Source organism: Georgenia sp. Marseille-Q6866 (genome assembly GCF_965111665.1).
Map to the genome: position 1 here is coordinate 250066 of NZ_CBCOOR010000003.1, position 23975 is coordinate 274040.

The 23975-nt window shown below is 73.4% G+C and carries 22 protein-coding genes; 7 read left to right on the top strand and 15 right to left on the bottom strand.

Features of this window, described 5'->3' with window-relative positions; genetic code table 11:
- Position 1: 1 nt before the first annotated feature.
- The 3 genes from ACWPXV_RS04470 to sigE are packed head-to-tail and all read right to left on the bottom strand — an operon-like array spanning position 2 to position 3100.
- Positions 2-1669 carry a trypsin-like peptidase domain-containing protein gene (locus ACWPXV_RS04470; protein WP_454084085.1) on the bottom strand — a complete coding sequence of 556 codons (1668 nt, stop codon included), beginning with the start codon at positions 1667-1669 and terminating at the stop codon, positions 2-4.
- A 37-nt stretch (positions 1670-1706) separates the two neighbouring features.
- Positions 1707-2543: a hypothetical protein gene (locus tag ACWPXV_RS04475; protein ID WP_454084086.1), complete on the bottom strand. Its 837-nt coding sequence runs from the start codon at positions 2541-2543 to the stop codon at positions 1707-1709.
- A complete protein-coding gene (gene sigE, locus ACWPXV_RS04480; RefSeq protein WP_454084087.1) occupies positions 2540-3100 on the bottom strand; it encodes an RNA polymerase sigma factor SigE in 561 nt (186 codons plus the stop codon). Before sigE ends, ACWPXV_RS04475 begins: the two co-directional genes overlap by 4 nt.
- A gap of 126 nt (positions 3101-3226) precedes the next feature.
- Here sigE and ACWPXV_RS04485 point away from each other — a divergent pair, with 126 nt between their 5' ends.
- Positions 3227-3862: an O-methyltransferase gene (locus tag ACWPXV_RS04485; protein ID WP_454084113.1), complete on the top strand. Its 636-nt coding sequence runs from the start codon at positions 3227-3229 to the stop codon at positions 3860-3862.
- Between the two features lie 91 nt (positions 3863-3953).
- On the opposite strand, the gene deoC is transcribed toward ACWPXV_RS04485, so the two are convergent.
- The 11 genes from deoC to ACWPXV_RS04540 form a co-directional block, all read right to left on the bottom strand.
- Positions 3954-4613: a deoxyribose-phosphate aldolase gene (gene deoC / locus ACWPXV_RS04490; protein ID WP_454084088.1), complete on the bottom strand. Its 660-nt coding sequence runs from the start codon at positions 4611-4613 to the stop codon at positions 3954-3956.
- 38 nt (positions 4614-4651) lie between these two features.
- Entirely contained in the window at positions 4652-4858 is a 207-nt protein-coding gene (locus ACWPXV_RS04495; RefSeq protein WP_454084089.1) for a hypothetical protein, read from the bottom strand.
- A 75-nt stretch (positions 4859-4933) separates the two neighbouring features.
- Positions 4934-5668, bottom strand: a complete 735-nt coding sequence (locus tag ACWPXV_RS04500) for a hypothetical protein (protein ID WP_454084090.1) — start codon at positions 5666-5668, stop codon at positions 4934-4936.
- Positions 5669-5732: 64 nt separating this feature from the next.
- Positions 5733-7022 (bottom strand): thymidine phosphorylase, encoded by a 1290-nt coding sequence (locus ACWPXV_RS04505; protein WP_454084091.1) that lies wholly within the window; start codon positions 7020-7022, stop codon positions 5733-5735.
- Between the two features lie 94 nt (positions 7023-7116).
- Positions 7117-7524, bottom strand: coding sequence for a cytidine deaminase (locus ACWPXV_RS04510; RefSeq protein WP_454084092.1), 408 nt, complete (start codon positions 7522-7524; stop codon positions 7117-7119).
- A gap of 42 nt (positions 7525-7566) precedes the next feature.
- Positions 7567-8844, bottom strand: coding sequence for an ABC transporter permease (locus tag ACWPXV_RS04515; RefSeq protein ID WP_454084093.1), 1278 nt, complete (start codon positions 8842-8844; stop codon positions 7567-7569).
- Positions 8841-10145 (bottom strand): ABC transporter permease, encoded by a 1305-nt coding sequence (locus ACWPXV_RS04520; protein WP_454084094.1) that lies wholly within the window; start codon positions 10143-10145, stop codon positions 8841-8843. The genes ACWPXV_RS04515 and ACWPXV_RS04520 overlap by 4 nt, the downstream gene beginning before the upstream one ends.
- Positions 10142-11719, bottom strand: a complete 1578-nt coding sequence (locus ACWPXV_RS04525; protein WP_454084095.1) for an ABC transporter ATP-binding protein — start codon at positions 11717-11719, stop codon at positions 10142-10144. Before ACWPXV_RS04525 ends, ACWPXV_RS04520 begins: the two co-directional genes overlap by 4 nt.
- A 122-nt stretch (positions 11720-11841) precedes the next feature.
- Entirely contained in the window at positions 11842-12966 is a 1125-nt protein-coding gene (locus ACWPXV_RS04530; protein ID WP_454084096.1) for a BMP family lipoprotein, read from the bottom strand.
- Positions 12967-13121: 155 nt separating this feature from the next.
- On the bottom strand, positions 13122-14408 hold the full coding sequence (locus ACWPXV_RS04535; protein WP_454084097.1) for an amidohydrolase: 1287 nt from the start codon (positions 14406-14408) through the stop codon (positions 13122-13124).
- A 20-nt stretch (positions 14409-14428) separates the two neighbouring features.
- Complete coding sequence (locus ACWPXV_RS04540; protein ID WP_454084098.1) at positions 14429-15523, bottom strand: mannose-1-phosphate guanylyltransferase; 1095 nt, start codon at positions 15521-15523, stop codon at positions 14429-14431.
- 103 nt (positions 15524-15626) lie between these two features.
- Between ACWPXV_RS04540 and ACWPXV_RS04545 the strand changes: the two genes are divergently transcribed.
- The 3 genes from ACWPXV_RS04545 to ACWPXV_RS04555 are packed head-to-tail and all read left to right on the top strand — an operon-like array spanning position 15627 to position 19054.
- Entirely contained in the window at positions 15627-16319 is a 693-nt protein-coding gene (locus ACWPXV_RS04545) for a succinate dehydrogenase cytochrome b subunit (protein ID WP_454084099.1), read from the top strand.
- 21 nt (positions 16320-16340) lie between these two features.
- Positions 16341-18314, top strand: coding sequence for a fumarate reductase/succinate dehydrogenase flavoprotein subunit (locus tag ACWPXV_RS04550; protein ID WP_454084100.1), 1974 nt, complete (start codon positions 16341-16343; stop codon positions 18312-18314).
- Positions 18311-19054: a succinate dehydrogenase/fumarate reductase iron-sulfur subunit gene (locus tag ACWPXV_RS04555; RefSeq protein ID WP_454084101.1), complete on the top strand. Its 744-nt coding sequence runs from the start codon at positions 18311-18313 to the stop codon at positions 19052-19054. Before ACWPXV_RS04550 ends, ACWPXV_RS04555 begins: the two co-directional genes overlap by 4 nt.
- 94 nt (positions 19055-19148) lie before the next feature.
- Here the strand turns inward: ACWPXV_RS04555 and ACWPXV_RS04560 are convergent, their stop codons facing one another.
- The gene (locus ACWPXV_RS04560; protein ID WP_454084102.1) at positions 19149-20441 is read right to left on the bottom strand and encodes a YihY/virulence factor BrkB family protein; all 1293 of its coding nucleotides are present in this window, start codon (positions 20439-20441) and stop codon (positions 19149-19151) included.
- Positions 20442-20768: 327 nt separating this feature from the next.
- On the opposite strand from ACWPXV_RS04560, the gene ACWPXV_RS04565 reads away from it, so the two are divergent.
- Genes ACWPXV_RS04565 through galK form a run of 3 tightly spaced genes read left to right on the top strand, consistent with a single transcriptional unit; the run spans position 20769 to position 23924 of the window.
- Positions 20769-21572, top strand: a complete 804-nt coding sequence (locus ACWPXV_RS04565) for a DeoR/GlpR family DNA-binding transcription regulator (protein WP_454084114.1) — start codon at positions 20769-20771, stop codon at positions 21570-21572.
- Positions 21565-22761, top strand: a complete 1197-nt coding sequence (gene galT / locus ACWPXV_RS04570; RefSeq protein WP_454084103.1) for a galactose-1-phosphate uridylyltransferase — start codon at positions 21565-21567, stop codon at positions 22759-22761. The genes ACWPXV_RS04565 and galT overlap by 8 nt, the downstream gene beginning before the upstream one ends.
- On the top strand, positions 22758-23924 hold the full coding sequence (galK, locus tag ACWPXV_RS04575; protein WP_454084104.1) for a galactokinase: 1167 nt from the start codon (positions 22758-22760) through the stop codon (positions 23922-23924). The genes galT and galK overlap by 4 nt, the downstream gene beginning before the upstream one ends.
- Positions 23925-23975 lie beyond the last annotated feature (51 nt).

Consider the following 23975-nt stretch of genomic DNA (forward strand, 5'->3'; position numbering starts at 1 on the left):
GCTACTCGCTCCCGGCCTCGTCGAGGACGACCTCGACCTCGCGCTCCTCCCCGCCGTCGCTCTGCACGGTGAGGACCACCGTGTCGCCCGGCGCGCGGGAGCGGACCGCGACGATGAGCTCGGAGGGCGTCGTCACCGGCTGCCCGTCGAAGTGGGTGATGACGTCGCCCGGCTCGATGCCGGCCTCGTCCCCCGGCCCGCCGGGCGTGACAGCGGGCGTCGAGGCGCCGGCGCCGTCCTCGAGCACCTGCACGCCCTCACCCTGGTAGCGGGTGTCGAGCGCGACCCCGATGACGGGGTAGGTCGCCCGGCCGGTCTCGATGATCTGCTCGGCGGTCCGGCGCACCTGGTTGGAGGGGATGGAGAAGCCCAGGCCGATGCTGCCGGTCTGCTGGCCGCCCGCCTGGGCGATCGCCGTGTTGATGCCGATGACCTCACCGGCCGTGTTGATGAGCGGCCCGCCCGAGTTGCCCGGGTTGATGGCGGCATCGGTCTGGATCGCGTTGATGAACGAGGCGCTGTCCCCCGAGCCGCCGGCCTGGACCGGGCGGTTGAGGGCTGAGATGATCCCGCTCGTCACCGTGCCCTCGAGACCGAGCGGGGCGCCGACGGCGACGACCGGGTCACCGACGACGACGGCGTCGGAGTCCGCGAGCGGCAGCGGCGTCAGCCCGTCCTGGTCGACCTTGAGGACGGCGAGGTCGTAGTCGGCGGTGCGGCCCACGATCTCGGCGGGCAGCTGGGTGCCGTCGGCAAGGGTGACGACGACGGTGCCGCCGTCGTCCGTCGCGGCGTCGATGACGTGGTTGTTCGTCACGAGGTAGCCGTCCTCGCGCAGCACCATCCCGCTGCCGCTGGAGGCGGTGTCCCCGCCGAAGACCTCGATGAACACGGTGCTCTCCAGCGCGGCGGCCGCGATGCCCGCGATGGAGTCGGGCGCCCGGCTCGTCGAGACGGTGCTGCCCGAGGCGGGCAGCGCCGAGCCGGAGGACGTCGCGGGCCACAGCCACCGCGCACCGAGCGCCCCGAGGACGAGCCCCGCGAGCAGGGCGACGAGGACGAGGAGGACGACGACGCCGGCCCCCACGCCCCGTCGGCGCCGCCCGCGCGGCTGGCGGCCGGCGGCGGCCTCGGGGGGCGCGCCACCCGACCAGGAGCCGGGCGCGGGCCACGCGTAGGGCTGGGTCGGGGAGGCACCGCCGGTGGGCGCGGACGCCGGTACGTAGCCCGCCGGCGCAGCCTCCTGGTCGGTGGCGGACGCGTAGTACCCCGGGGCGCCCGCCTGGTCCGTGGGCGCGGACGCCGGCGCGTAGCCGGTCGTCGCGGGACCCGGGTGCGAGGCCGGCGCGTAGCCGGCCGTCGCGGCGCCGGGGTGCGAGGCCGGCGCAGACGCCGGCGCGTAGCTCTGCCCGCGGGTGAGCGGCCACGCGCGGTCGGGCGAGGACCACGGCAGCCGCTGGCCGTCCTGGCCGGTGTCGTCGGGGGACGGCTCCTCCTGGCGCTCGTCGCCGGGCTGCTCGCCCGGCTCGGCGGGGTCTTCCGGCGGACCGGCGAGGGGCTGCGGCGCGGGGGCGCCGTCGTCGGCCACCTCGTCCACGCTGTACGGCTCGGGCCGGGGCGCGGGCGAGGGCGGGTAGCCGTGCTCGTGCTCGTCGGGTCGCTCGCTCATGGGCACAGTCTCCTCCCAGATCGGGGCGCGGGCCGCCTCAGCCCAGCGCCCACTCCGTCACGGTGTCCCAGCCGCGCGAGAACCGGGCACCGACCGAGGTGTCGTAGTCGCCCTCGGGCAGGGCGGCGAGGACGGCATCGCTGGCGGAGGCGTCGTCGGGAGCGGCGAGCACGACGACGACGCAGCCCTCGCTCTGCAGCGCGAGGTCGTGGACCCCGCTGGGCAGGAGGAGCGCGTCGCGCTGGCCGACGAGGCCGGTCTGCAGCTGCTCGGCGCTCTCGCCCGTCAGCACCCCGCGCTGCTGGAGGATCCGCACGTGCGCCATGGCCCCGGCGATCTCGACCTCGAGCACCTCCCCGTCCGCGGTCTCGTGGACGGCGACGTCCACCACCCGCATGCCGCTGGGCAGCGACTCGGGCGCGCTCCATCCGTGCTCGGTCATCCACGCGACGACGTCGCCGCTCACCTCGCCACCCCCGTCGACCAGGCCCTCGGGACGCTCACCGACGTTGCCGGAGACGACGTCGAGGATGGCGTGCGGGTCCGCCTGCGGCTCCGACATGCCCCCGACGACGACGAGCCCGGCGGCGCACGCCGCGGCCAGCCCGCCGGCGCCCACGGCCGCGAGCAGGACGCGCCGCCCGCGCGGGGCACGCTCCTCCGGGCCGGGCGCCAGGGCGAGGAGGCGGGCGGTGAGCTCGGGGCCGGGCTCGACGTCCCACGCCTGGCTGAGCATCGTCCGCGAGGCGCGCTCCTGGCCGAGCAGCCAGTGGCAGCGCGCACAGACCGCGGCGTGGGCGAGGAGCTCCTCCGCCTCCGCGGCGGGCAGCTGGCCGTCGACGAGCGGGGCGACCCTGGACCCGAGGTGGCTCACGCGAGCACCTCGCTGTCCACGGTGCCGGGGCGCAGGTGGCCGAGGCGGTCGCGGAGCATGGCGCGGCCGCGGTGGATCCGCGAGCGCACGGTGCCCATCTTGATCCCGAGGGTCGCGGCGATCTCCTCGTACGACAGGCCCTCGACGTCGCACAGGACGACGGCCACCCGGTACTTCGGCGGCAGCGCGTCCAGGGCCTCCTGGATGTCCGGGTCGACGTGCCCATGCTCGTAGCGGCGGTGCAGGTCGTGCTGCTCGTGCGAGGCGGGCACCTCCTCGGCGTGCTCGCCGAGGTGGGTGAGCCGGACGCGGGAACGCTTGCGGGCGCCGTCGAGGAAGAGGTTGGTCGTGATGCGGTGGATCCAGCCCTCGAAGGAGCCGGGCTGGTAGGAGTGCAGCGAGCGGAACACCCGGATGAAGGTCTCCTGGGTGAGGTCCTCGGCGTCGGCCTTGTTGCCGGTCAGCCGGTAGGCGAGGCGGTAGACCCGTGCGGAGTGGTCACGCACGATCTCCTCCCACGACGGCACGGTCCACGTGGTCTCGTCCTGAGCGGTCATGCGGTGGCCTCTTCCGTGCGGTCTGGCGACCAGGATACGGAGCGAACCTGGGGAGCACCTGGGAGCGGGACCGCGGGCGCTACGATCAGGGCGACCCTCGTCCGTGCACACCCAGGAGGCACCACCATCGCTGCCGAGAAGGCCCTCAGCTGGGCCTACACCGAGGAGTTCGTCCCGGAGGACGACGCCACCGCCGCCGCCCGCCGTCGTGCCGAGGAGCTCGGCGCCACGGCCGTGAGCGCGGGGACCGGTGCGGCGCTGCGACTGCTGGCCGCCGCCGTCGGCGCCCGCGCCGTCGTCGAGATCGGGACGGGCACGGGCGTGAGCGGCCTGTGGCTGCTCGGCGGGATGAGCTCGGACGGCGTCCTCACGACCATCGACGTCGACACCGACCACCAGCGCGCCGCCCGGGAGGCCTTCACCGCGGCGGGCGTGAAGTCGGCCCGCACCCGCCTCATCTCGGGGCGCGCCATGGACGTCCTGCCCCGGATGGCGGACAACGCCTACGACCTCGTGCTCGTCGACGCCGACCCCGCCGAGGCCGCCGACTACGTCGAGCAGGCGACGCGGATGCTGCGCGTGGGCGGCGTGCTCGCCGTGACGAACACCCTGTGGCACGACCGCGTGGCCGACCCCGCCCGCCGGGACGAGTCGACGGTCGCGATGCGCGAGCTGGGCAAGGCGGTGCGCGCCGACGAGCGTCTCACCGCGGCCCTGCTCCCTTCAGGCACCGGCCTCCTAGCCGCCGTCCGCCGCCGCTGACCCCTCCAAACCCCCACCCCGCATATGCGGGATTCCTGCGGCCGGGCGTGCGCTCGGACCGCAGAAATCCCGCATATGCGGCTGGTGTGGGTCAGGCTTCTTCGAAGCCGGCGAGGACGGAGGCCGAGCCGGACAGGCCCAGGCGGGTCGCGCCGGCCTCGATCATCGCGGCCGCGGCGGCGGCGTCGCGGATGCCGCCGGAGGCCTTGACCCCGAGGCGGCCGTCCACGGTGCGCGCCATGAGCTCGACGGCGTGGACGCTGGCGCCCCCAGTGGGGTGGAAGCCGGTGGACGTCTTGACGAAGTCCGCGCCGGCCGACTCCGAGGCCCGGCAGGCGGCGATGATCTGCTCGTCGTCCAGGGCGGCGGACTCGATGATGACCTTGAGGACGGCGGGGGCGGGGACCGCGGCACGCACCGCGGCGATGTCCGCCTCGACGGCGGCCCAGTTCCCGGCGAGCGCCTCGCCGAGGTTGATGACCATGTCGACCTCGTCGGCGCCGTCGGCGACCGCGCGGGCGGCCTCGGCGGCCTTGACCTCGCTGTGGTGGGCGCCGGAGGGGAAGCCGCAGACGGTGGCGACGACGAGCCCCTCGGCGTCCTCCAGCGGCAGCTGGGACGGCGAGACGCACACGGCGAGGACGCCGAGCGCGCGGGCGTCGGCGACGAGCGCCGCGACCTGCTCGCGGGTGGCCTCGGGCTTGAGCAGCGTGTGGTCGATCATCTGGGCGACGGCGTGACGGGTGGTCATGTGCTTCCTCCTGGACTCGGTGGACCGAGCCTATCGGGCTACGCCTCCTCGCCCTCGGCGGGGTCGTCGTCGTCGACGGGGACCTCGATGACCTGCTCGAGCTGGTCGGCCTCGGCGGCCTCGCGGTCGGGGTCGACGACCTCGGGCGGGCCGTAGTCCTCACCGGTCTCGGGGTCGAGGGCGGCCACGGCCTCCTCGGGGTCGGGCAGGTCCTCGGCGGGGGGCGGGCTCACGGGGTTGCTCATCGTCTCCCTCTCTCGGGTCGCTGACGGGGCCTGTCCAGTGTGGCCCGTCGGCGGGCGACGTGCAGGGCGGGCGGCTCAGGCCGGGACGGGCAGCAGCGCGGCGACGACGTGCGTCCAGCCGCCGAGCGCGGGCAGCGCCTCCGTGCGGCCGAGCAGGTCCGCGGACCGCACGGTGAAGACCGACCCGCGCGACGGCTCGTAGACGCGCAGCGTGCCGGGGACCGCCGCCCCGGGCGGCGGCGGGACGGCGAGGACGACGTGGCGCGGGACGGCGTGGGCGAGCCCGCCGCGCACGTCCCCGCCCGTGTACAGCGGCACGGGGTGCCCGCGCCGGTTGGCGGCCTCGACCAGCCCGAGCACCGTGGCGCCGTCCTCGGTGGTGTCGTCGACCGGACGCACCCGGTAGCGCACCCCCGGGAAGCGGGCCTCGCGCGCCGCGGTCCACGGCGGCGTGCCGAGACCGGTGGGCCAGGGCAGCGGGCCGAGGGCGCGCCGGCCCGTCGCGGCCTTCACCCGCTGCTGGGCGGCGGCGAAGCGCTCCTCCGCGCCGCCGGCGACGTCCTCCTCGGGCACCTCCGGCGGGCGCGGGCCGGCAGGCAGCCCGCCCGTCTCCAGCCACTGCGCGAGGGCCGGGTCACCGGTGGCGGCGAGCATGACGAGCACGGCCGAGCCGCACGTCGTCGCGTCGACCTGCCGGGCGCGGGCACCGCCGAGGAGGACGGGCAGCCCGTCCGCGGGCTCGGTGACCCCCGTCCCCGCGGCGGCCGCCGGCCCCGTGGTCACGTGCGGCACGCGGGAGGGCGTGCGCACGGGCCGGCTCAGCGCCGCCAGCGGTGCCGTCAGCTGCCACCTGTGCCACGACGACGGCGCCACGTCAGCCCGCGATCTTCTCGAGGACGACGTCCCCCTTGGCCACGCCGTCGCCCGCACCGATCTCGATCCCGCCCTCGAGGGCCTGCCGGGCGCGGTCGAAGCGCTCGGGGGTGTCGGTGTGCATGGTGAGCAGCGGCTGGCCCGCGCGGACGGTGTCGCCCGGCTTGACGTGCAGCTCGACGCCGGCGCCGGCCTGGACGGCGTCGCCCTGGCGGGCACGGCCCGCGCCCAGGCGCCACGCGCAGACGCCGACGGCGTAGGCGTCCAGGCGCCCCACGACGCCGTCGGCCTCGGCGGTGAGCGTCTCGGTCTCCCGGGCCGTGGGCAGCGCCGCGTCCGGGTCCCCGCCCTGGGCGCTGATCATCCGGCGCCACACGTCCATGGCGCGCCCGTCCTCGAGCGCCGCGCGGGGGTCGGCGTCGGTGCGGCCGGCGGCGTCGAGCATCTCGCGGGCCAGCGCGACGGTGAGCTCGACGACGTCGGAGGGGCCGCCACCGGCGAGCACCTCGACGGACTCGCGGACCTCGAGGGCGTTGCCCGCGGTGAGGCCGAGCGGGGTGGACATGTCGGTGAGGAGCGCCGTCGTGCGCACGCCGGCGTCGCTGCCCAGGGCCACCATCGTGCGGGCGAGCTCGCGGGCGGCGTCGATGTCCTTCATGAAGGCGCCGGAGCCCACCTTGACGTCGAGGACGAGCGAGTCGGTGCCCTCGGCGATCTTCTTGCTCATGATCGAGGAGGCGATGAGCGGGATGGCCTCGACGGTGCCGGTGGTGTCGCGCAGCGCGTAGAGCTTCTTGTCCGCCGGGGCCAGGCCGGTGCCGGCCGCGCAGATGACCGCACCGACGTCCTCGAGCTGGCGCAGGATCGCGTCGTTGTCGAGGTCGGCGCGCCAGCCGGGGATGGCCTCGAGCTTGTCGAGGGTGCCGCCGGTGTGGCCCAGGCCGCGGCCCGAGAGCTGGGGTACGGCGACGTCGAAGACGGCGACGAGCGGGGCGAGCGGGAGGGTGATCTTGTCCCCCACGCCGCCGGTGGAGTGCTTGTCGGAGGTGGGGCGGGACAGCCCGGAGAAGTCCATCCGGCTGCCGGAGGCGATCATCGCGGTGGTCCAGCGGGAGATCTCGTCGCGGTCCATGCCGCGCAGGAAGATCGCCATCGCCAGCGCCGACATCTGCTCGTCGGCGACGATGCCGCGGGTGTAGGCGTCGATCACCCAGTCGATCTCGGCGGGCGCAAGGGCGCCGCCGTCGCGCTTGGTCCGGATGAGGTCGACGACATCGAAGGCTTCGGTCATGGTGACACCCTAGGACGAGGCGCCCGGGGGCGCCGACAGCGGGGCGGGACGCGCCCCCGGGACGGGCCGCGCTCCGCCGTCGCCAAGGGACCCCCTACCGGGCCGTCCACTCGTCGAGGTGGCCGGGGCCGAAGGCCTCGGGGAGGAGCTCGGTCATCGGGTGGACGCCGGTGGGCGTCTCGACGAGGAGCTCGGGCCCACCGTGCTCCCACAGCAGCTGGCGGCAGCGGCCGCAGGGGACGATGACGCGCCCCTCGCCGTCCACGCAGGTGAAGGCGACGAGCCGGCCGCCGCCGGAGGCGTGCAGCGCGGAGACGAGCCCGCACTCGGCGCACAGGCCGATGCCGTAGGAGGCGTTCTCGACGTTGCAGCCGGTGACGGTGCGGCCGTCATCGACGAGCGCGGCCGCGCCCACGGGGTAGGTGGAGTAGGGGACGTAGGCGCGGGCAACCATGCCCCGTGCCAGCTCGCGCAGGCGCTCCCAGGTGGCGTCGTCGGTCATCTCGGGCTTCCTCCTGGTGGGTGCACTGCGCGAGCGGGCGGGCTACTTGACGTAAGGGATGTTCTCCGCGGCGGGTGCGCGCACCCGGCCGACGAAGCCGGCGACGGCGAAGATCGTCACGACGTAGGGCAGCATGAGGAGGAACTCCCCCGGGATGCCGCTGCCGCCCATCGCGCTGAGCATGTTCGCGAGGTTGCGCGAGAACCCGAAGAGCAGGGCCGCGGCGAGCGCGCCCAGCGGGTTCCACCGGCCGAGGATCATCGCGGCCAGCGCGATGAAGCCGTTGCCGGCGGACATGTCCCGCCCGAACGCGAGGCCCGAGCCCACCGTGAAGAAGGCGCCACCCAGCCCGGCGAGCGCGCCACCGAGGATCGGGGTGACCCAGCGCGTGCGGATGACGTCGATGCCGACGGTGTCCGCGGCCTTGGGGTGCTCGCCCACCGCACGCACCCGCAGGCCCCACCGGCTGCGGAAGAGGAAGAACTGCAGCGCGATGACGGCGGCGTACATGAGGTAGACGAGGATGTTCTGGTTGAACAGCACCGGGCCGATGACCGGGATGTCCGAGAGCAGCGGCACCGGCAGGGAGGGCAGCCGCTGGCGCTGGTTGAGGTCGGGGTTCTCGCTGAGCACGGTGGAGAAGAAGAAGCTCGTGACACCGAGGACGAGCACGTTGAGCACGACGCCGACGATGATCTGGTCCACCCAGTACTTCACGCTGAAGAAGACGAGCAGGACGCCGACGAGCGCGCCGGCGATCGGCGCGGCGACGACGCCGAGGTAGGGGCTCGTCGTGATCGAGGCGACGATCGCCGCGAGGAAGGCGCCGCCGAGCAGCTGGCCCTCGATCGCGATGTTGATGACGCCCGAGCGCTCGCACATCACGCCGGACAGCGCGCCGAAGACGAGCGGCACGGACAGCGCGAGCGCACCGGTGAGCAGGGAGGTCACCGGGATGGTGCCCCCGATGCCCTGCCAGGTGAGGAACGCGAGGACGAAGGCGGCGCCGAACAGCGCTGGCGGCCACCAGCCCAGCGGCTGGCGACGCGTGGCGCGGTACGCCGAGTAGCCCGTGACGGCGGCCATGACGAGGGTGAGCACCCACAGCGCCGGGACGGTCGGGACCTCGGTGTTGGGGATCTCGGCGAGCTCCCCGCCCGTGGCGGTGCGGAAGGTCGTCGTGCCCGACGCGGTGAACAGCGTGAAGCCGAGCAGCGAGACGAGGGTGAAGACGGCCATGAAGCCGGGGCCGCGCCACTTGACGGGCGGCAGCACGACGGAGTCGCGGGCGTCGGGGCGGGTGAGCGTGGACTGGCTCATGCCGAGGCCTCCTTGGCGGCGAGCACGGTGGACTTCCCGCGCGAACGGTCCGGTGCCGGCAGGCGGAAGATCGCCCGGACGAGGGGCGGGGCCGCGATGAGCAGCACGATGACCGACTGGACGACGAGGATGATGTCGATCGGGGTCTGGGTGGTGGACTGCATGAGGAAGCCACCGGCCTTGAGCGCCCCGAACAGCAGGCCCGCGGCGAAGGTGCCCCACGGGGTGGCGCGCCCGAGCAGCGCGACGGTGATCGCGTCGAAGCCGTAGCTCGCCGCGACACCGGCGGTGAGGATCTGCTCGGTGCCGAGCACCTGCGCCGACCCGCCCAGGCCGCTGAGGCCACCGGCGATGACGAGGGCCACGATCGTCACCTTGGCGACGGAGACACCCGCGGTGCGGGCGGCCTCGGCGTTGGCGCCGACGGCCCGCAGCTCGAAGCCGAAGGTCGAGCGCTCGACCAGCCACCACACGGCGGCCGTGACGAGGATGACGAGGATGAAGCCGAAGTGGAGGCGGAAGCCCTCCCCCAGCAGCAGCGGGTAGAGCGCGGTGTCGCGCACGTTGGGCGAGCGCGGCAGCGCGGAACCGCTCTGCTGGAACGCCGGCTGGGTGAGGACCCAGCCGATGAGGTACACCGCGATGTTGTTGAGCATGATCGTGACGATCACCTCGTTGGCCCCGGTCCGGGCCTTGAGGACACCGGCGATGCCCGCCCAGATCGCGCCACCGAGCACCGCGCCGAGGACGGCGAGGACGACGTGGAGGACGACGGGCAGCTCGAGGGAGAAGCCGATCCAGCCACCGAGGATCGCGCCCACGATGATCTGGCCCTGGCCGCCGATGTTGAACATCCCGGCGCGGAAGGCGATGGCGATGCCCAGACCGGTGAAGATCAGCGGCACGGAGAAGACGAGCGTCTCCGTCAGCGGCCGGATCGCGCGGGTGAAGGTCTCCGCCTGGTAGTCGAAGATCGAGCCGCGGAACAGGGCCGCGTAGGCCTGGGAGACGGCGTCCCACACGGCACCGACGAAGTCCATCGGGCGCGCGAAGAGGTAGCCGGCGGTGTCCTGGACACGGGTGTCGGCGGCGGCGATGAGGATGCCGCTGAGCACGAGCGCGACGACGATCGCCAGGACGGTGACGAGCCAGCCGCCCGAGAGGATGTCGCGCACGAACTGGGCGGTGCGGGTGCGAGGCTCCTCGTCCGGCACCTGCTTGGCCGACGACGGGGACTCCTCCGCCTGCGCGATGACGTCGCCGGGGTGCTCGGCGGGACGCCGGGTCTCGTCCTCGCTCACGGCGCGGTCTCCTCACTCATGTCGTCCGCCGCGGACATCGCGGTGCGGTGCTGCGCGGCCTGGGACAGCGCCTCCTCGTAGGGGACGCCGGCCATCATGAGGCCGAGGACGTCGCGGTCGGTGTCACCGGGGACGACGCCGACGACGCGCCCGCGGTACATGACGGCGATGCGGTCGGCCAGGGCCATGACCTCGTCGAGCTCGGTCGAGACGATGAGCACCGGGGTGCCCTTGTCCCGCTCGGCGACGATCTCCTTGTGGATGAACTCGATCGACCCGACGTCCACGCCGCGGGTGGGCTGGGAGGCGACGAGCAGGCGCAGCGGGCGGGACATCTCCCGCGCGATGACGACCTTCTGCTGGTTGCCGCCGGACAGCGTGGAGATGGGGTCGTGGACCGAGGTGAGGCGCACGTCGAACTGCTCGGCGCGCTTGTGAGCGTTGTCCTCGACGACACCGGGCCGGAGGCTGCCGAGGGCGGCGAAGGGCTCGGTGTCGTACAGGTCGAGGATGAAGTTCTCGGCCACGGTGAAGCCGGCGATGACCCCGCCCGTGGAGCGGTCCTCGGGGACGAAGCCGATGCCGGCGCGCAGCCGCTGCTTGACGGAGGTGCCGACGAGCTCCTCGCCGTCCAGGACGATCGAGCCGGAGACCGGCTCGACGAGCCCGAGGATCGTCTCAGTGAGCTCGGTCTGGCCGTTGCCCTGGACACCGGCGACGACGACGATCTCCCGGTGCCGCACGGTGAGGTCGAGGCGGTCGACGGCGACCTGCCCCTTCCCGTCGAGCACCGACAGGTCGGTGACGACGAAGGACTCCTCGCCCGGTGCGGCGTGGTCCTTGTCGACGGCCATGCTCACCGAGCGCCCGACCATGAGGGAGGCGAGCTCGGTCTCCGAGCTCGCGGGGCTCGCCTCGCCGACGACCGTGCCGCGGCGGATGACGGTGATGGAGTCGGCGATCGCGCGGACCTCGCGCAGCTTGTGCGTGATGAAGACGATCGAGGTGCCCTCGGCCTTGAGCTGGCGCATGATCGCGATGAGCTCGTCGGTCTCCTGGGGCGTGAGCACCGCCGTCGGCTCGTCGAGGATGAGCACCTTGGCGTCGCGAGACAGGGCCTTGATGATCTCCACGCGCTGCTGCACACCGACGGGCAGGTCCTCGATGACGGCGTCGGGGTCGACGTCGAAGCCGAAGCGGTCGGAGATCTCCTTGACACGCTTGCGCGCCTCGCGCCGGCTGATGACGCCGAGCGGCCCGGTCGGCTCGTAGCCGAGGGCCACCGACTCGGCGACGGTGAAGACGGGGACGAGCATGAAGTGCTGGTGGACCATGCCGATGCCGGCGGCGACGGCGTCGCCGGGACCGGAGAAGGTGACGGCCTCGTCGTCGAGGAGGATCTGCCCCTCGTCCGGGTCGTACAGGCCGTAGAGCACGTTCATCAGCGTGCTCTTGCCGGCCCCGTTCTCACCGAGCAGCGCGTGGATCTCCCCGGGCTCCACGACGAGGTCGATGTGGTCGTTGGCGACCAGGGGGCCGAAGCGCTTGGTGATGCCGCGAAGCTCGAGCTTCACATCCGCTCCATCGGTAGCGGGCCGCGGCGACGCGGCCGGAGGGGGGACGCCGCGGCGTCCGTGGCGGGCAGACGGTGACGGCCCGGCCGCGGGTGGGCCGGGCCGTCACTGTAGGGGGTGGATCAGGGAGCGTTGACGGTCTCGACGGCGAGCTCGCCCGAGATGATCTGCTCCTGGAGGGCCTCGACCTGGTCGAGGAGCTCCTGCGGGATGTCCGCGCTGCCGGTGGCGAGGCTGACACCGCCGTTGGCGAGGTCACCGATGTAGGGCTCGCCGGTGAAGCTGCCCTCGAGGCCGGCCTTGATGGTCTCGAAGACGCCCGCGCCGATCTCCTTGACGACGGAGGCGAGGACGATGTCGGCGTAGTCCGTGGACGCGGTCCAGTCGGAGTCGACACCGACGACCCACACGTTGCCGGCGCTCTCGGCGGCGGCGGCCGCACCCAGGCCGACGGGGCCGGCGGCCGGCATGATGACGTCGGCGCCCTGGGCGATGAACTGCTCGGTCAGCGCCTGGCCCTGGCCCTGGTCCTCGAAGCCGCCGGAGAACGTGCCGTCCTGCGCCTCCTTGTCCCAGCCGAGGACCTGGACGTCGCCGTCGTTGTCCTCGTTGAACTTCGCGACGCCGTCGACGAAGCCGTCCATGAAGATGTTGACGGACGGGATCGGCAGGCCACCGAAGGTCGCGACCGTGCCGGTCTCGCTCATGCCCGCGGCGACGTAGCCCGCGAGGTAGGCGGCCTCGGCCGTGTTGAAGATGATGGGTGCGGCGTTGGGCAGCTCGACCGGCACCGGGGCGGCGTCGGCGCCCTCACCCGGGTTGGAGAACGTCGCGTCGACGAGGCCGAAGTTGACGTCCGTGTTGCCCTCGGCGGCCGCCTGGATCGGGTCCTCGAGGAGGAAGCCGACACCGATGGTCATGTCGCAGCCCTGCTGCACCATGGAGTCGACGTTCGGGCCGAAGTCGGCGTCCGACTGCGACTCGGCGTCGTTGAGCTGGATCCCGAGCTCCTCCTGGGCGCGCATGCCGCCCTCCATGGCCGACTGGTTGAAGGACTGGTCCTCCCAGCCGCCCTGGTCGGAGATGAGGCAGGCGAGGTAGTCGACCTCCTCGGCGGACCCGGTGGTCGCCTCGGTGGTGGCCTCGCCGGCGGGCTCGGTGCTGTCGTCCTCCGGCGCGTCACCGCACGCCGCGAGTGCCAGCGTGGCGACGGCCGCGAGAGCGGTCGCGTAGATCGTCTTCTTCACGCTTGTCTCCTGGGGATGGTTGAGGCCGGTGGTCGGCGGGACGATGGAGGCGTCCCACCGTGACCTATCGGCTGCGTACGGCCGACTGTAAGCCTCCGCGGCCGCGAGATTGGCCGCATGGTGAGATGTGTCTATGTTCTGTTACACAAACGTTGCTATCGCGCGCGCACGGCGGCCGGCCCGCGGCCGGACAGGACGGGCGCTCCACCCCGGGAGCCGGGCCGGGGCTGCGCCGCGACGCGCGGCTCGTAGCCGGCGCGCTGCGCGGTGCGGGCCAGCACCCGGGCCCCGATGCTGATCGCGCGCTCGTCCACGACGAGGTCGCCCTGGTGGAGGTCGTGCGCCGCCCCGCCGGGCGCGCGGGTGCCCAGCCGGACCATCGCCCCGGGCACGCGCGAGAGGTACCAGGCGAAGTCCTCCCCGCCCAGGGACTGCTCGGTGAGCACGACGGCGTCGTCGGCGACGACCTCCCGGGTGGCGCCGTCGAGCAGCCGCACGCACTGCTCGTCGTTGACGACGGGCGGCATGCCGCGCTGGTGCTTGAGCTCCACCTCGACGCCGAGCGGCGCCAGGAGGTCCGCGACGACGTCGTCGACGAGCGTGCCGGCCCGCTCCCAGGTCTCGACGTCCAGCGAGCGCAGCGTCCCGGTGACGCTGCCGACCGAGGGGATGGTGTTCGGCGCGCGGCCGGCGTTGACCGCACCCCACGTGAGGTTGGCCCCCGAGCGGGGGTCCAGGCGCCGGTCGAGCACGGCGGGCAGCTGGGTGATGATGTGGCCCAGGGCGTAGACGACGTCGCCGGTGAGGTGCGGGCGCGAGGTGTGCCCGCCGGCGGACCGGACGGTGACCGTGACGTTGTCCGAGGCAGCGGTGATCGGGCCGATGCGCGAGCCGATCTTGCCGCACGCGATCTTCGGCGCGCAGTGCAGGGCGTAGATCTGCTCGACGCCGTCGAGGACGCCCTGGCCGAGGAGCTCCTTGGCGCCGCTGGGCTGGACCTCCTCGGCGGGCTGGAGGATGAGCCGCACCCCGACGGGCAGCTGCCCCTCCTCCTCGAGGCGCGCGAGGATGAGACCGGCCCCGAGGACGGCACTGGCGTGGACGTCGTGGCCGCAGGCGTGCGAGACGCCCTGGCGGCGGGAGCGGAAGGGCAGCCCGGTGGTCTCGGGCACGGGCAGCGCGTCGATGTCCCCGCGCAGGGCGATCCGCCGTCGTCCCCGCTCGCGCGGGTCGGGGCCGATGTCGCAGACCAGCCCGCTGCCCTTGGTGCGGCGCGGGGACAGGCCTGCGGCGGTGAGCCGGTCGAACAGGAGGGTGGTCGTTTCCTGCTCCATCCAGCCCAGCTCGGGGTTGGCGTGGATCTGGCGCCGGATCGCGACCAGCTCCTCCTCCAGCTCGGCAGCGAGCTCGACGATGCGGTCAGCCTGGGGGACGTCCTTCACCCCAGCGACCCTAGCGCGCCTCAGCGGAGCGCGTCGGGCAGGACGTCGACGACCTCCTTGAGCCGCTGGGCGTGGTCGGTCGTCGTCACGAGCAGCGCGTCGGGCGTGTCGACGACGACGGCGCCCGGCACTCCCAGCACCGCGACCAGCCGGCCGGTGGCCGGGACGAGGACGGCGCCGGTGCTGTCGGCGGCGAGGACGGGGCCCTCGCCCAGCGTCCGCACGCCGTCGGGGCCGGCGGGGAGCAGCGTCGCGAGCGAGCGCCAGTCCCCGACGTCGTCCCAGCCGAGCTCCGCGGGGACGACCGCCACCCCGCCGTCGGCGGCGACGGGCTCGGCGACGGCGTGGTCGATGGCGATGCGGGTGAGGCGCGGCCACTCGCGGGCGAGGACCTCCTCCCGGTCCGGCCCGTCCCAGGCGCGGGCGATGGCGAGGAGGCCGTCGTGCAGCGGGGGCTGGAGCCGGCGCAGGTGATCGAGCAGCACCTCGGCACGGACGACGAACATGCCCGCGTTCCACCGGTACCGGCCGGTGGCGAGGTACGCGGCGGCCGTCTCGGCGTCGGGCTTCTCGGCGAAGGAGGCGACGTGGAGCGTGGAGGGGGCGCCCTCGACCCGGAGGGGCGCGCCGGACTCGACGTAGCCGAAGGCGGTCGAGGGGTGGTCGGCCTCCACCCCGATCGTCACCACGTACCCGGCGCGCGCCGCCGCGACCGCCTCGCGGACGGCGGCGGCGAAGGCCTCGGGCCGGCGCACGACGTGGTCGGCGGCGAAGGAGCCGACGACGACGTCGCCGTGCCGCTCGCGCAGGAGCGCCGCCGCGAGCCCGATCGCAGCCATCGAGTCCCGGCCCGAGGGCTCGGTGAGGAGGGCGTGCCCGGCGAGCTCCGGCAGCTGCTCGCGCACCGCGGCCGCGTGCGCCTCGCCCGTGACGACCGTGACGCCGTCGGCCAGGGGCGCGAGCCGGTCCCAGGTGCCCTGGAGGAGCGTGCGCCCGCTGCCCGTGAGGTCGAGGAGGAACTTGGGGTGCGCGCGGCGTGAGAGCGGCCACAGCCGGGTGCCGGCGCCGCCGGCGGGCACGACGGCGTGGAAGCCGGGGATCGGGTCGGAACTCATGGCGGCAGCCTAGACAGCGGGGCCGTCCTCACTGTTGGACACGTGTGCCCGTGTCCCGGGCCCATGGTCCCGAGAATGTCCACGACGTGGATACCATGCTCGTGTGTCCACCACTCATACTGCAGCGCGGCAGGTCAAGGGCCGCCGCACGTCGGTCGCCCTCAAGCTCGTCATGGCCGTCACCGGCGTCATCTTCCTGCTCTTCGTGCTGGCCCACATGTACGGCAACCTCAAGGCGCTGTCCGGCCAGCAGGCCTTCGACGACTACGCCCACCACCTGCGGGTGCTCGGCGAGCCGATGCTGCCGGAGTCCGGCTTCCTGTGGGTCATGCGCCTGGGCCTCGTCGTCAGCCTCGTGCTCCACGTGTGGTCCGCGATCGTGCTCGCGCGGCGCAACCGCGGGGCCCGCACGCAGAAGTACGTGATGAAGAAGTCGGTGTCCTCGAGCCTGTCCTCGCGGACGATGATGTGGGGCGGCCTGGCCCTGCTCCTGTTCATCGTCTTCCACATCCTGCAGTTCACGACCCTGACGATCGAGGTCGGCGGCTCCTTCGACAGCCCCTACGACCGCCTCGTCGCCGCGTTCGAGACGTGGTGGCTCGTCGCGATCTACGTCGTCGCGATGGTGGCCCTGGGCATGCACCTGCGCCACGGCATCTGGAGCGCCACGCAGACCCTCGGCTGGTCCAACCGCACGCGCCAGCCGATGATCAAGGCAGTAGCCCTGGCCGTCGCGATCCTCGTCGTCGTCGGCTTCCTCGTCCCGCCGCTCGCCATCGCCTTCGGGCTCGTCTAGACCCGCGGAGTAGTGCATCCCATGACCGACCAGCTCATCGACGGCCTCTACCGCGAGGGCGCCCCGATCGCCGACACCAAGGCGCCGACCGCCGTCCCGGTCGAGCGCCGCTGGCGTGAGCGCCAGTTCGGTGCCCGCCTCGTCAACCCCGCGAACCGGCGCAAGATCAGTGCGATCATCGTCGGCACCGGTCTGGCCGGCGCCTCCGCCGGCGCCACGCTGGGCGAGGCCGGCTACCAGGTGAAGTCCTTCTGCTACCAGGACTCCCCGCGCCGGGCGCACTCGATCGCCGCTCAGGGGGGCATCAACGCGGCGAAGAACTACCGCAACGACAACGACTCGACCTTCCGGCTCTTCTACGACACGGTCAAGGGCGGCGACTTCCGCTCCCGGGAGTCCAACGTCTACCGCCTCGCCGAGGTCAGCGCGAACATCATCGACCAGTGCGTCGCCCAGGGCGTGCCCTTCGCCCGCGAGTACGGCGGCCTGCTCGACAACCGCTCCTTCGGCGGCGTCCAGGTCTCCCGCACCTTCTACGCCCGCGGCCAGACCGGCCAGCAGCTCCTCATCGGCGCCTACCAGGCCCTCGAGCGCCAGATCGCCGCCGGCACGGTCCAGATGTACACGCGCCACGAGATGCTCGAGCTGGTCGTCATCGACGGCCGCGCCCGCGGCGTCATCGTCCGCGACATGGTGACCGGTGAGATCGAGACGCACCTGGCCGACGTCGTCGTCCTCGCCACCGGCGGCTACGGCAACGTCTTCTACCTGTCGACGAACGCCATGGGCTCCAACACGACGGCGATCTGGCGCGCGCACCGCAAGGGCGCCCTGTTCGGCAACCCCTGCTACACGCAGATCCACCCGACCTGCATCCCGGTCTCCGGGGACTACCAGTCCAAGCTCACGCTGATGAGCGAGTCACTGCGCAACGACGGACGCATCTGGGTGCCCAAGCGCGCCGAGGACTGCGACAAGGACCCGCGGGACATCCCCGAGGAGGACCGCGACTACTACCTCGAGCGCACCTACCCGGCGTTCGGCAACCTCGTCCCCCGCGACATCGCCTCTCGCCAGGCGAAGAACGTGTGCGACGACGGCCGTGGCGTGGGCCCGGCGGTCGACGGCGTGCGCCGCGGTGTCTACCTCGACTTCGCCGAGGCGATCGAGCGGATGGGCCGCAAGGCGGTCGAGTCGAAGTACGGCAACCTCTTCGACATGTACCAGCGCATCACCGGGGAGAACCCCTACGAGGTGCCGATGCGCATCTACCCGGCCGTGCACTACACGATGGGCGGGCTGTGGGTCGACTACGACCTCCAGTCCAACATCCCCGGCCTCTTCGTCACCGGTGAGGCGAACTTCTCCGACCACGGCGCGAACCGCCTGGGTGCCTCCGCGCTCATGCAGGGCCTGGCCGACGGGTACTTCGTCCTGCCCAACACGATCAACGACTACCTCGCCGACGGGCCCTTCGAAAAGGTCGCCGAGAACCACCCCGCGGTGCTCGAGGCGCGCGCGTCCGTCGAGGACCGCATCTCCCGCCTCATGAACGCCGGCGGCACCCGCTCGGTCGACTCCTTCCACAAGGAGCTCGGGCACATCATGTGGGAGTACTGCGGGATGGAGCGCACGGCCGAGGGCCTGCAGACCGCCATCGAGAAGATCCGGGCGCTGCGCGAGGAGTACTGGCGCGACGTGCGGGTCCTGGGTGCGGCCGACGACTTCAACCAGTCCCTGGAGAAGGCCAGCCGCGTCGCCGACTTCATCGAGCTCGGTGAGCTCATGTGCATCGACGCGCTGCACCGCCGCGAGTCCTGCGGTGGGCACTTCCGCGCGGAGAGCCAGACGGAGGACGGCGAGGCACTGCGCCACGACGACGAGTTCGCCTACGTCGCGGCATGGGAGTGGACCGGGACGGGTGAGCCGCCCGTGCTCCACAAGGAGGACCTCGTGTACGAGCACGTCGAGATGAAGCAGCGGAGCTACAAGTGAGAATCACCCTCAAGGTCTGGCGTCAGGCCAACGCCGCCACCCGCGGCCGGATGGTCGACTACACGCTCGACGACGTCTCCGAGGACATGTCCTTCCTCGAGATGCTCGACGTCCTCAACGAGCAGCTCATCGGTCAGGGCGAGGAGCCGGTGGCCTTCGACCACGACTGCCGCGAGGGCATCTGCGGCATGTGCGGCCTCATGATCGACGGCGTCGCGCACGGGCCGGAGGTCACCACGGTCTGCCAGCTCCACATGCGCTCCTTCAAGGACGGCGACACGATCACCGTCGAGCCGTGGCGCGCGGACCCCTTCCCCGTCATCAAGGACCTCGTCGTCGACCGCTCGGCCTTCGACCGGATCATCCAGGCCGGCGGCTTCATCTCCGCCAACACCGGCGCGGCCCCGGACGCCCACGCCACCCCGGTGCCCAAGGCCGACGCCGACGCCGCCTTCGAGGCCGCTGCCTGCATCAGCTGCGGCGCCTGCGTCGCGGCCTGCCCCAACGGCTCCTCGATGCTCTTCACCGCCGCCAAGGTCACCCACCTCGGCAAGCTGCCCCAGGGCCAGCCGGAGCGGCTCGGACGCGTCGTGTCGATGGTCGCCCAGCAGGACGCCGAGGGCTTCGGCGGCTGCACGAACATCGGTGAGTGCGCGTCCGTGTGCCCCAAGGGCATCCCGCTCGACACGATCAACCAGCTGAACTTCGACCTGCGGACGGCGCTGCGCAACGGCGTCTGAGCCCCGCCGCACCTCTCCCAGCCGAGTACGCACAGACGGTCACCAGCGGCGCCGTGCGGCGCCGTCTGCGTGACCGTTCGTGCGTACTCGGCGCTCAGGGCTCGCGGTGGCGGGTCTCGCCGCGCGCCTTGCGGCGTCGCGCGGAGCGGCCGGCGTAGGCGTCCTTGGTCTCGTGGCGCCGGCCCAGGCGGCGGCGGTTCCACTCGCGCACCCGCCCCACGAGGCCACCCCAGTACGCCTCCCGAGCGCGGGCCTCCACGGCCATCCGCTCGTTCCACTCGTCCTGCTCGTCCTCCGCGTGGCGCAGCGCGAGCACCTCCTCGCCCTCCTCCCCCAGCTGCTCGAGGTCGGCGACGAGCGTCTCCTCCCGGAGCTTCTCGGGCGCCTGCACCGTCCCCGTCGTCGCCTCGTAGTCCCAGGTGAGCGTGCGCGGCACGGAGAGGGTCACGTAGTTGGGGTGCTCGTCGAAGTTCGTCGCGCCCGGCTCGTCCGGCTTGGGCGGGGCCGGCGGGTTGGCGGTCCACGCGGCGATCATCAGCGTGACGCGCGCGAGGAGGTTGACCCACAGGAGCAGGGTGATGAGGGCCGCAGCCGTGGCGAGCAGCGGGTTGTCGGCGCCGCCGACGAGGGTGGTCCCGAAGAGCCGGAGCACCGTGGAGGCCACCGCCCCGAGCAGGGCCCCCACGAGGAGGTCGCGGCGCGGCACGTGCACCCCGGCGAGCACCCGGAAGAGCAGGACGTACACCGCGCCGTCGACGAGGAGGGCGACGAGGTAGCCGAGGACGCGCAGCGCGACGGAGGCGAAGGTGCCCTCGATCCCCACGGTGTCGAGCAGCCACTGCCCGGCCGCGCCCGCGGCGATGCCCAGCGCCGCCGTCGTGACGACCGCCAGGGCGAGGATGAGGAAGCCGCCGAGGTCGCGGACCCGGGTGAGGACCGGGCTCTCCTTGGGGGAGACGATGCCGAACATCATCCGGATGGAGCGCTTGAGGGCGCCCATGACGGAGATCGCCGTCCACAGCAGCACCCCGACAGCGGCGATGCTCGCGGGGTTGAGCGCCGTGTTGAGCACGAGGTCGTCGGGGTTGATGAGGCCCCCGTTGGTGCCCGTGTTGATGATGCCGGGCAGTGCGTCGTCCACGCTCTGCAGCACGGTCTCGCGCAGCTCGGCGTTGTTGCCGAGCACGGTCATGAAGATCGTGTAGCCGATGGTGAGCGCCGCGAAGATCGAGAAGAGCGCGGAGTAGGTGATGCCACCGGCGAGCAGGCCGCCGTTCGCCTTCGCGTACCGGGCCAGCCCGCGGCCGGGCCGGGAGTGCTCCCAGCGCGACATGAGCGCGGTGACGCGCTCCCCCAGCGACGGGCGGCCCTCGGCAGCGGTGCTCATGGCCGGCAAGCCTAGGGACGAAGCCACGAGCCAGCATCACCAGAGCCGCTCCCCCTCCCGCCGACAGCCGGATTCCTCGACACGCTGACCTCCCCGGTCGTCCTCCGACCTCCTCCCTCCGCGCACGTCCGGCCGAGGTGGACCGGGTAGGTCACCCACCGGCACGCTGCTCGAACAGAACCGTCCGCACGCCGACGGGCGGAATCCTCCGACCGGAAGATCCCGCCGTCAGCGTGCGAGGCACCGTGAATGATCGGTCATGTTCGGTTATGGGGCGTTTTCTGGCACACTGGGGGCATGGACATCGAGCGTCCCGAGGCGCCACCCCTGCTCGCCCGGCAGCGGCAGCAGCAGATCCTGGCCGCGGTCAACCAGCACGGAGGCGTGCGCGTGGCCGAGATGGTCGACCAGCTCGGCGTCTCGGAGATGACGATCCGCCGGGACATCACCAGTCTCGTCCGCCGCGGGCTCGTCGCCCGGGTCCACGGCGGCGCCGTCGCCCCCAGCCGCTCCGCCCAGGAGCCGGCCTTCGCCCTCAAGGCCGGGCAGCACACGGGCGAGAAGGCCCGCATCGGCACGCTCGCCGCCTCGCGGGTCGAGGCGGGGGACGCCGTCGCGCTCTCGGCGGGCACCACCACCCTCGCCGTCGCCCGCGCCCTCACGGCGCTGCCGCACTTCGCCACGCTCACCGTCATCACCAACTCCCTGCCCGCCGCCGACGTCCTCCACCAGGCCGCCATGCAGGCGCGCGAGGCGGGCCGCCCGGCGCCCACCGTCGTCCTCACCGGCGGGGAGCGCACGCCCTCGGACGCCCTCGTCGGGCCGGCCACCGTCGACTACCTGCGCGACGTCCGCGTCGACTGGGTCTTCCTCGGTGCGCACGGCTTCGACCCCGCCATCGGCCTCATGACGCCGAACCTCCAGGAGGCGTCGACGAACTCGGCACTCCTCGCGACCGGCCGCAGTGCCGTCGCCGTCCTGGACTCGAGCAAGTGGGGCGTGCGCGGACTGCGCACCTTCTGCCGGGCGGAGGACCTCGCCGCCCTCGTCACCGACGCCCAGCCCGACGAGGAGACCCTCGCCGCAGCCGCCACGCACGACTTCTCCCTGGAGATCGCTTCCGATGACTGACACCGTCCGCAAGACCCGAGACACGCTCGCCGACGGCCGCGAGATCCTCTACTTCGACGACTCCGAGCCCTACGTGTCCGGCGGCGCGACCCGGCGCCTGGACGACCCTCGCCCGCTGCCGGACCGGTTCGGCCCCGTGGCCGGTGCCGACGGCGAGCCGCAGCCCTTCACCGGCCCGCAGATGCGCTACGACGTCCTCACCGGTGAGTGGGTCCCGATGGCCACCCACCGGATGAACCGCACCCACCTGCCCCCGGCGGACGCGAACCCGCTCGCCCCCGCGAAGCCCGGCGCGGCGTACTCGGACGGCGAGGTGCCGGCCGACGACTACGACGTCGTCGTCTTCGAGAACCGCTTCCCCTCCCTCGTCCAGGTGCCGGGCGAGGAGGACGTCGTCACCCACCTCGACGGCGAGCCGCTGTGGCCCGTGCGCCCCGCGGCGGGCCGCTGCGAGGTCATCTGCTTCTCCCCCGACGCCGAGGCCTCCCTCGCCACGCTCGACGAGCGCCGCATGCGCACCGTCATCGAGGCCTGGGGCGACCGCACCACCGAGCTCGGCGCGCTGCCGGGGATCGAGCAGGTCTTCTGCTTCGAGAACCGCGGCCGCGAGATCGGCGTGACGCTCCACCACCCACACGGCCAGATCTACGCCTACCCCTACCTCACGCCGCGTACCGCGACGATGCTGCGCCAGGCGCGCGAGCACCGGGCCGCCACCGGCCGCAACCTCCTGCGCGACGTCCTCGAGGCCGAGCTGCGCTCCGGACGCCGTGTCGTCGCCGAGTCCGAGCACTGGGTGGCCTACGTCCCGGCCGCCGCGCGCTGGCCCGTCGAGATGCACCTGGCCCCGCGCCGGGACGTCCCCGACCTGCCCGCGCTCACCGACGCCGAGCGCACCGACCTCGCGGCGATCTACCTGCGCCTGCTCCGGGCCGGGGACCAGTTCTTCGTCGAGGAGGGCGCCGACGGCGAGCAGCGCGCCATCCCGCTGCCCTACATCTCCGCGTGGCACCAGGCCCCGGTCAACGAGGGCCGCGAGGACCTGCGCCTGCACCTGCAGCTCTTCTCCGTCCTCCGCGCGCCCGGCAAGCTCAAGTACCTCGCCGGCTCCGAGTCCGGCATGGGTGCGTGGGTCTCCGACACCACCCCCGAGCGCATCGCCGACCGGCTGCGGGAGGTCATGGCGTGAGCGTCCTCGCCCCCGCCTGGACCGCCGACGACGGCGCGCGCCGGGCCCGTCACCTCCTCGCCTCCGCCCTCGGCCCCGAGCCCGCCGACGGCGTGTGGGCCGCTCCCGGGCGCGTCAACCTCATCGGGGAGCACACCGACTACAACGGCGGCCTGTGCCTGCCGATCGCCCTGCCCCACCGCACCTACGTCGCAGTGCGCCGCCGGGACGACCGGACCGTGCGGCTCACCTCCGGCCAGGAGCCGGGCGTGCGCACGGTCGACCTCGATGGCGTCGGCCCGGCGGGCTCGCCGGGCGCCGTCGAGGGCTGGCCGGCGTACGTCGTCGGCGTCGCCTGGGCGCTGGTCGCCGAGGGCCTCGTCCCCGCCGAGCGGGTGACCGGCTTCGACGTCGCCGTGGACAGCTGCGTCCCCTACGGCGCGGGGCTGTCCTCCTCGGCGGCGCTCGAGTGCGCCGTCGCCATCGCCCTCGACGAGCTGTGGGGGCTGGGCCTGGCGGCAGACGACGCCGGACGGGCCCGTCTCGCGGCCGCCTGCGTGCGGGCGGAGAACGAGGTCGCCGGGGCACCGACCGGCGGGATGGACCAGTCCGCCTCGCTGCGCGCCGAGGAGGCCAGGGCCCTGCTCCTCGACTGCCGCGACGGCTCCACCCGGCAGGTGCCCTTCGCGCTCGAGGCGGCGGGGCTGGAGCTCCTCGTCATCGACACCCGCGCCCCGCACGCGCTCGTCGACGGCCAGTACGCCGAGCGCCGCGACAGCTGCGAGCGCGCCGCCCGGCATCTCGGCGTGACGACGCTGCGCGAGGTCGAGGACCTCGACGCCGCCCTGGCCGCGCTGACCGACCCCGTGGTCCAGCGGCGGGTGCGCCACGTCGTCACCGAGATCGAGCGGGTCGCCCGCTTCGCCGAGGAGCTCGACGCCGGGCCGCTCGACACCGACCGCGCGGCGGCGCTCGGCGCGCTCATGGCCGGTTCGCACACGTCGATGCGCGACGACTACGAGATCTCCTGCGCCGAGCTGGACCTCGCCGTCGAGACCGCGACGGCGGCCGGCGCCCACGGCGCCCGGATGACCGGCGGCGGCTTCGGCGGCTCCGCGATCGCGCTGCTGCCGGCGGGGCAAGCCGAGCGGGTGGGCGGGGAGGGGAGGGCGGGTGGGGCTTAGAAAAAACTGGCGCTGGCGCGGGGGCCCTTCGGGGGGGATGATGGTGTGTGG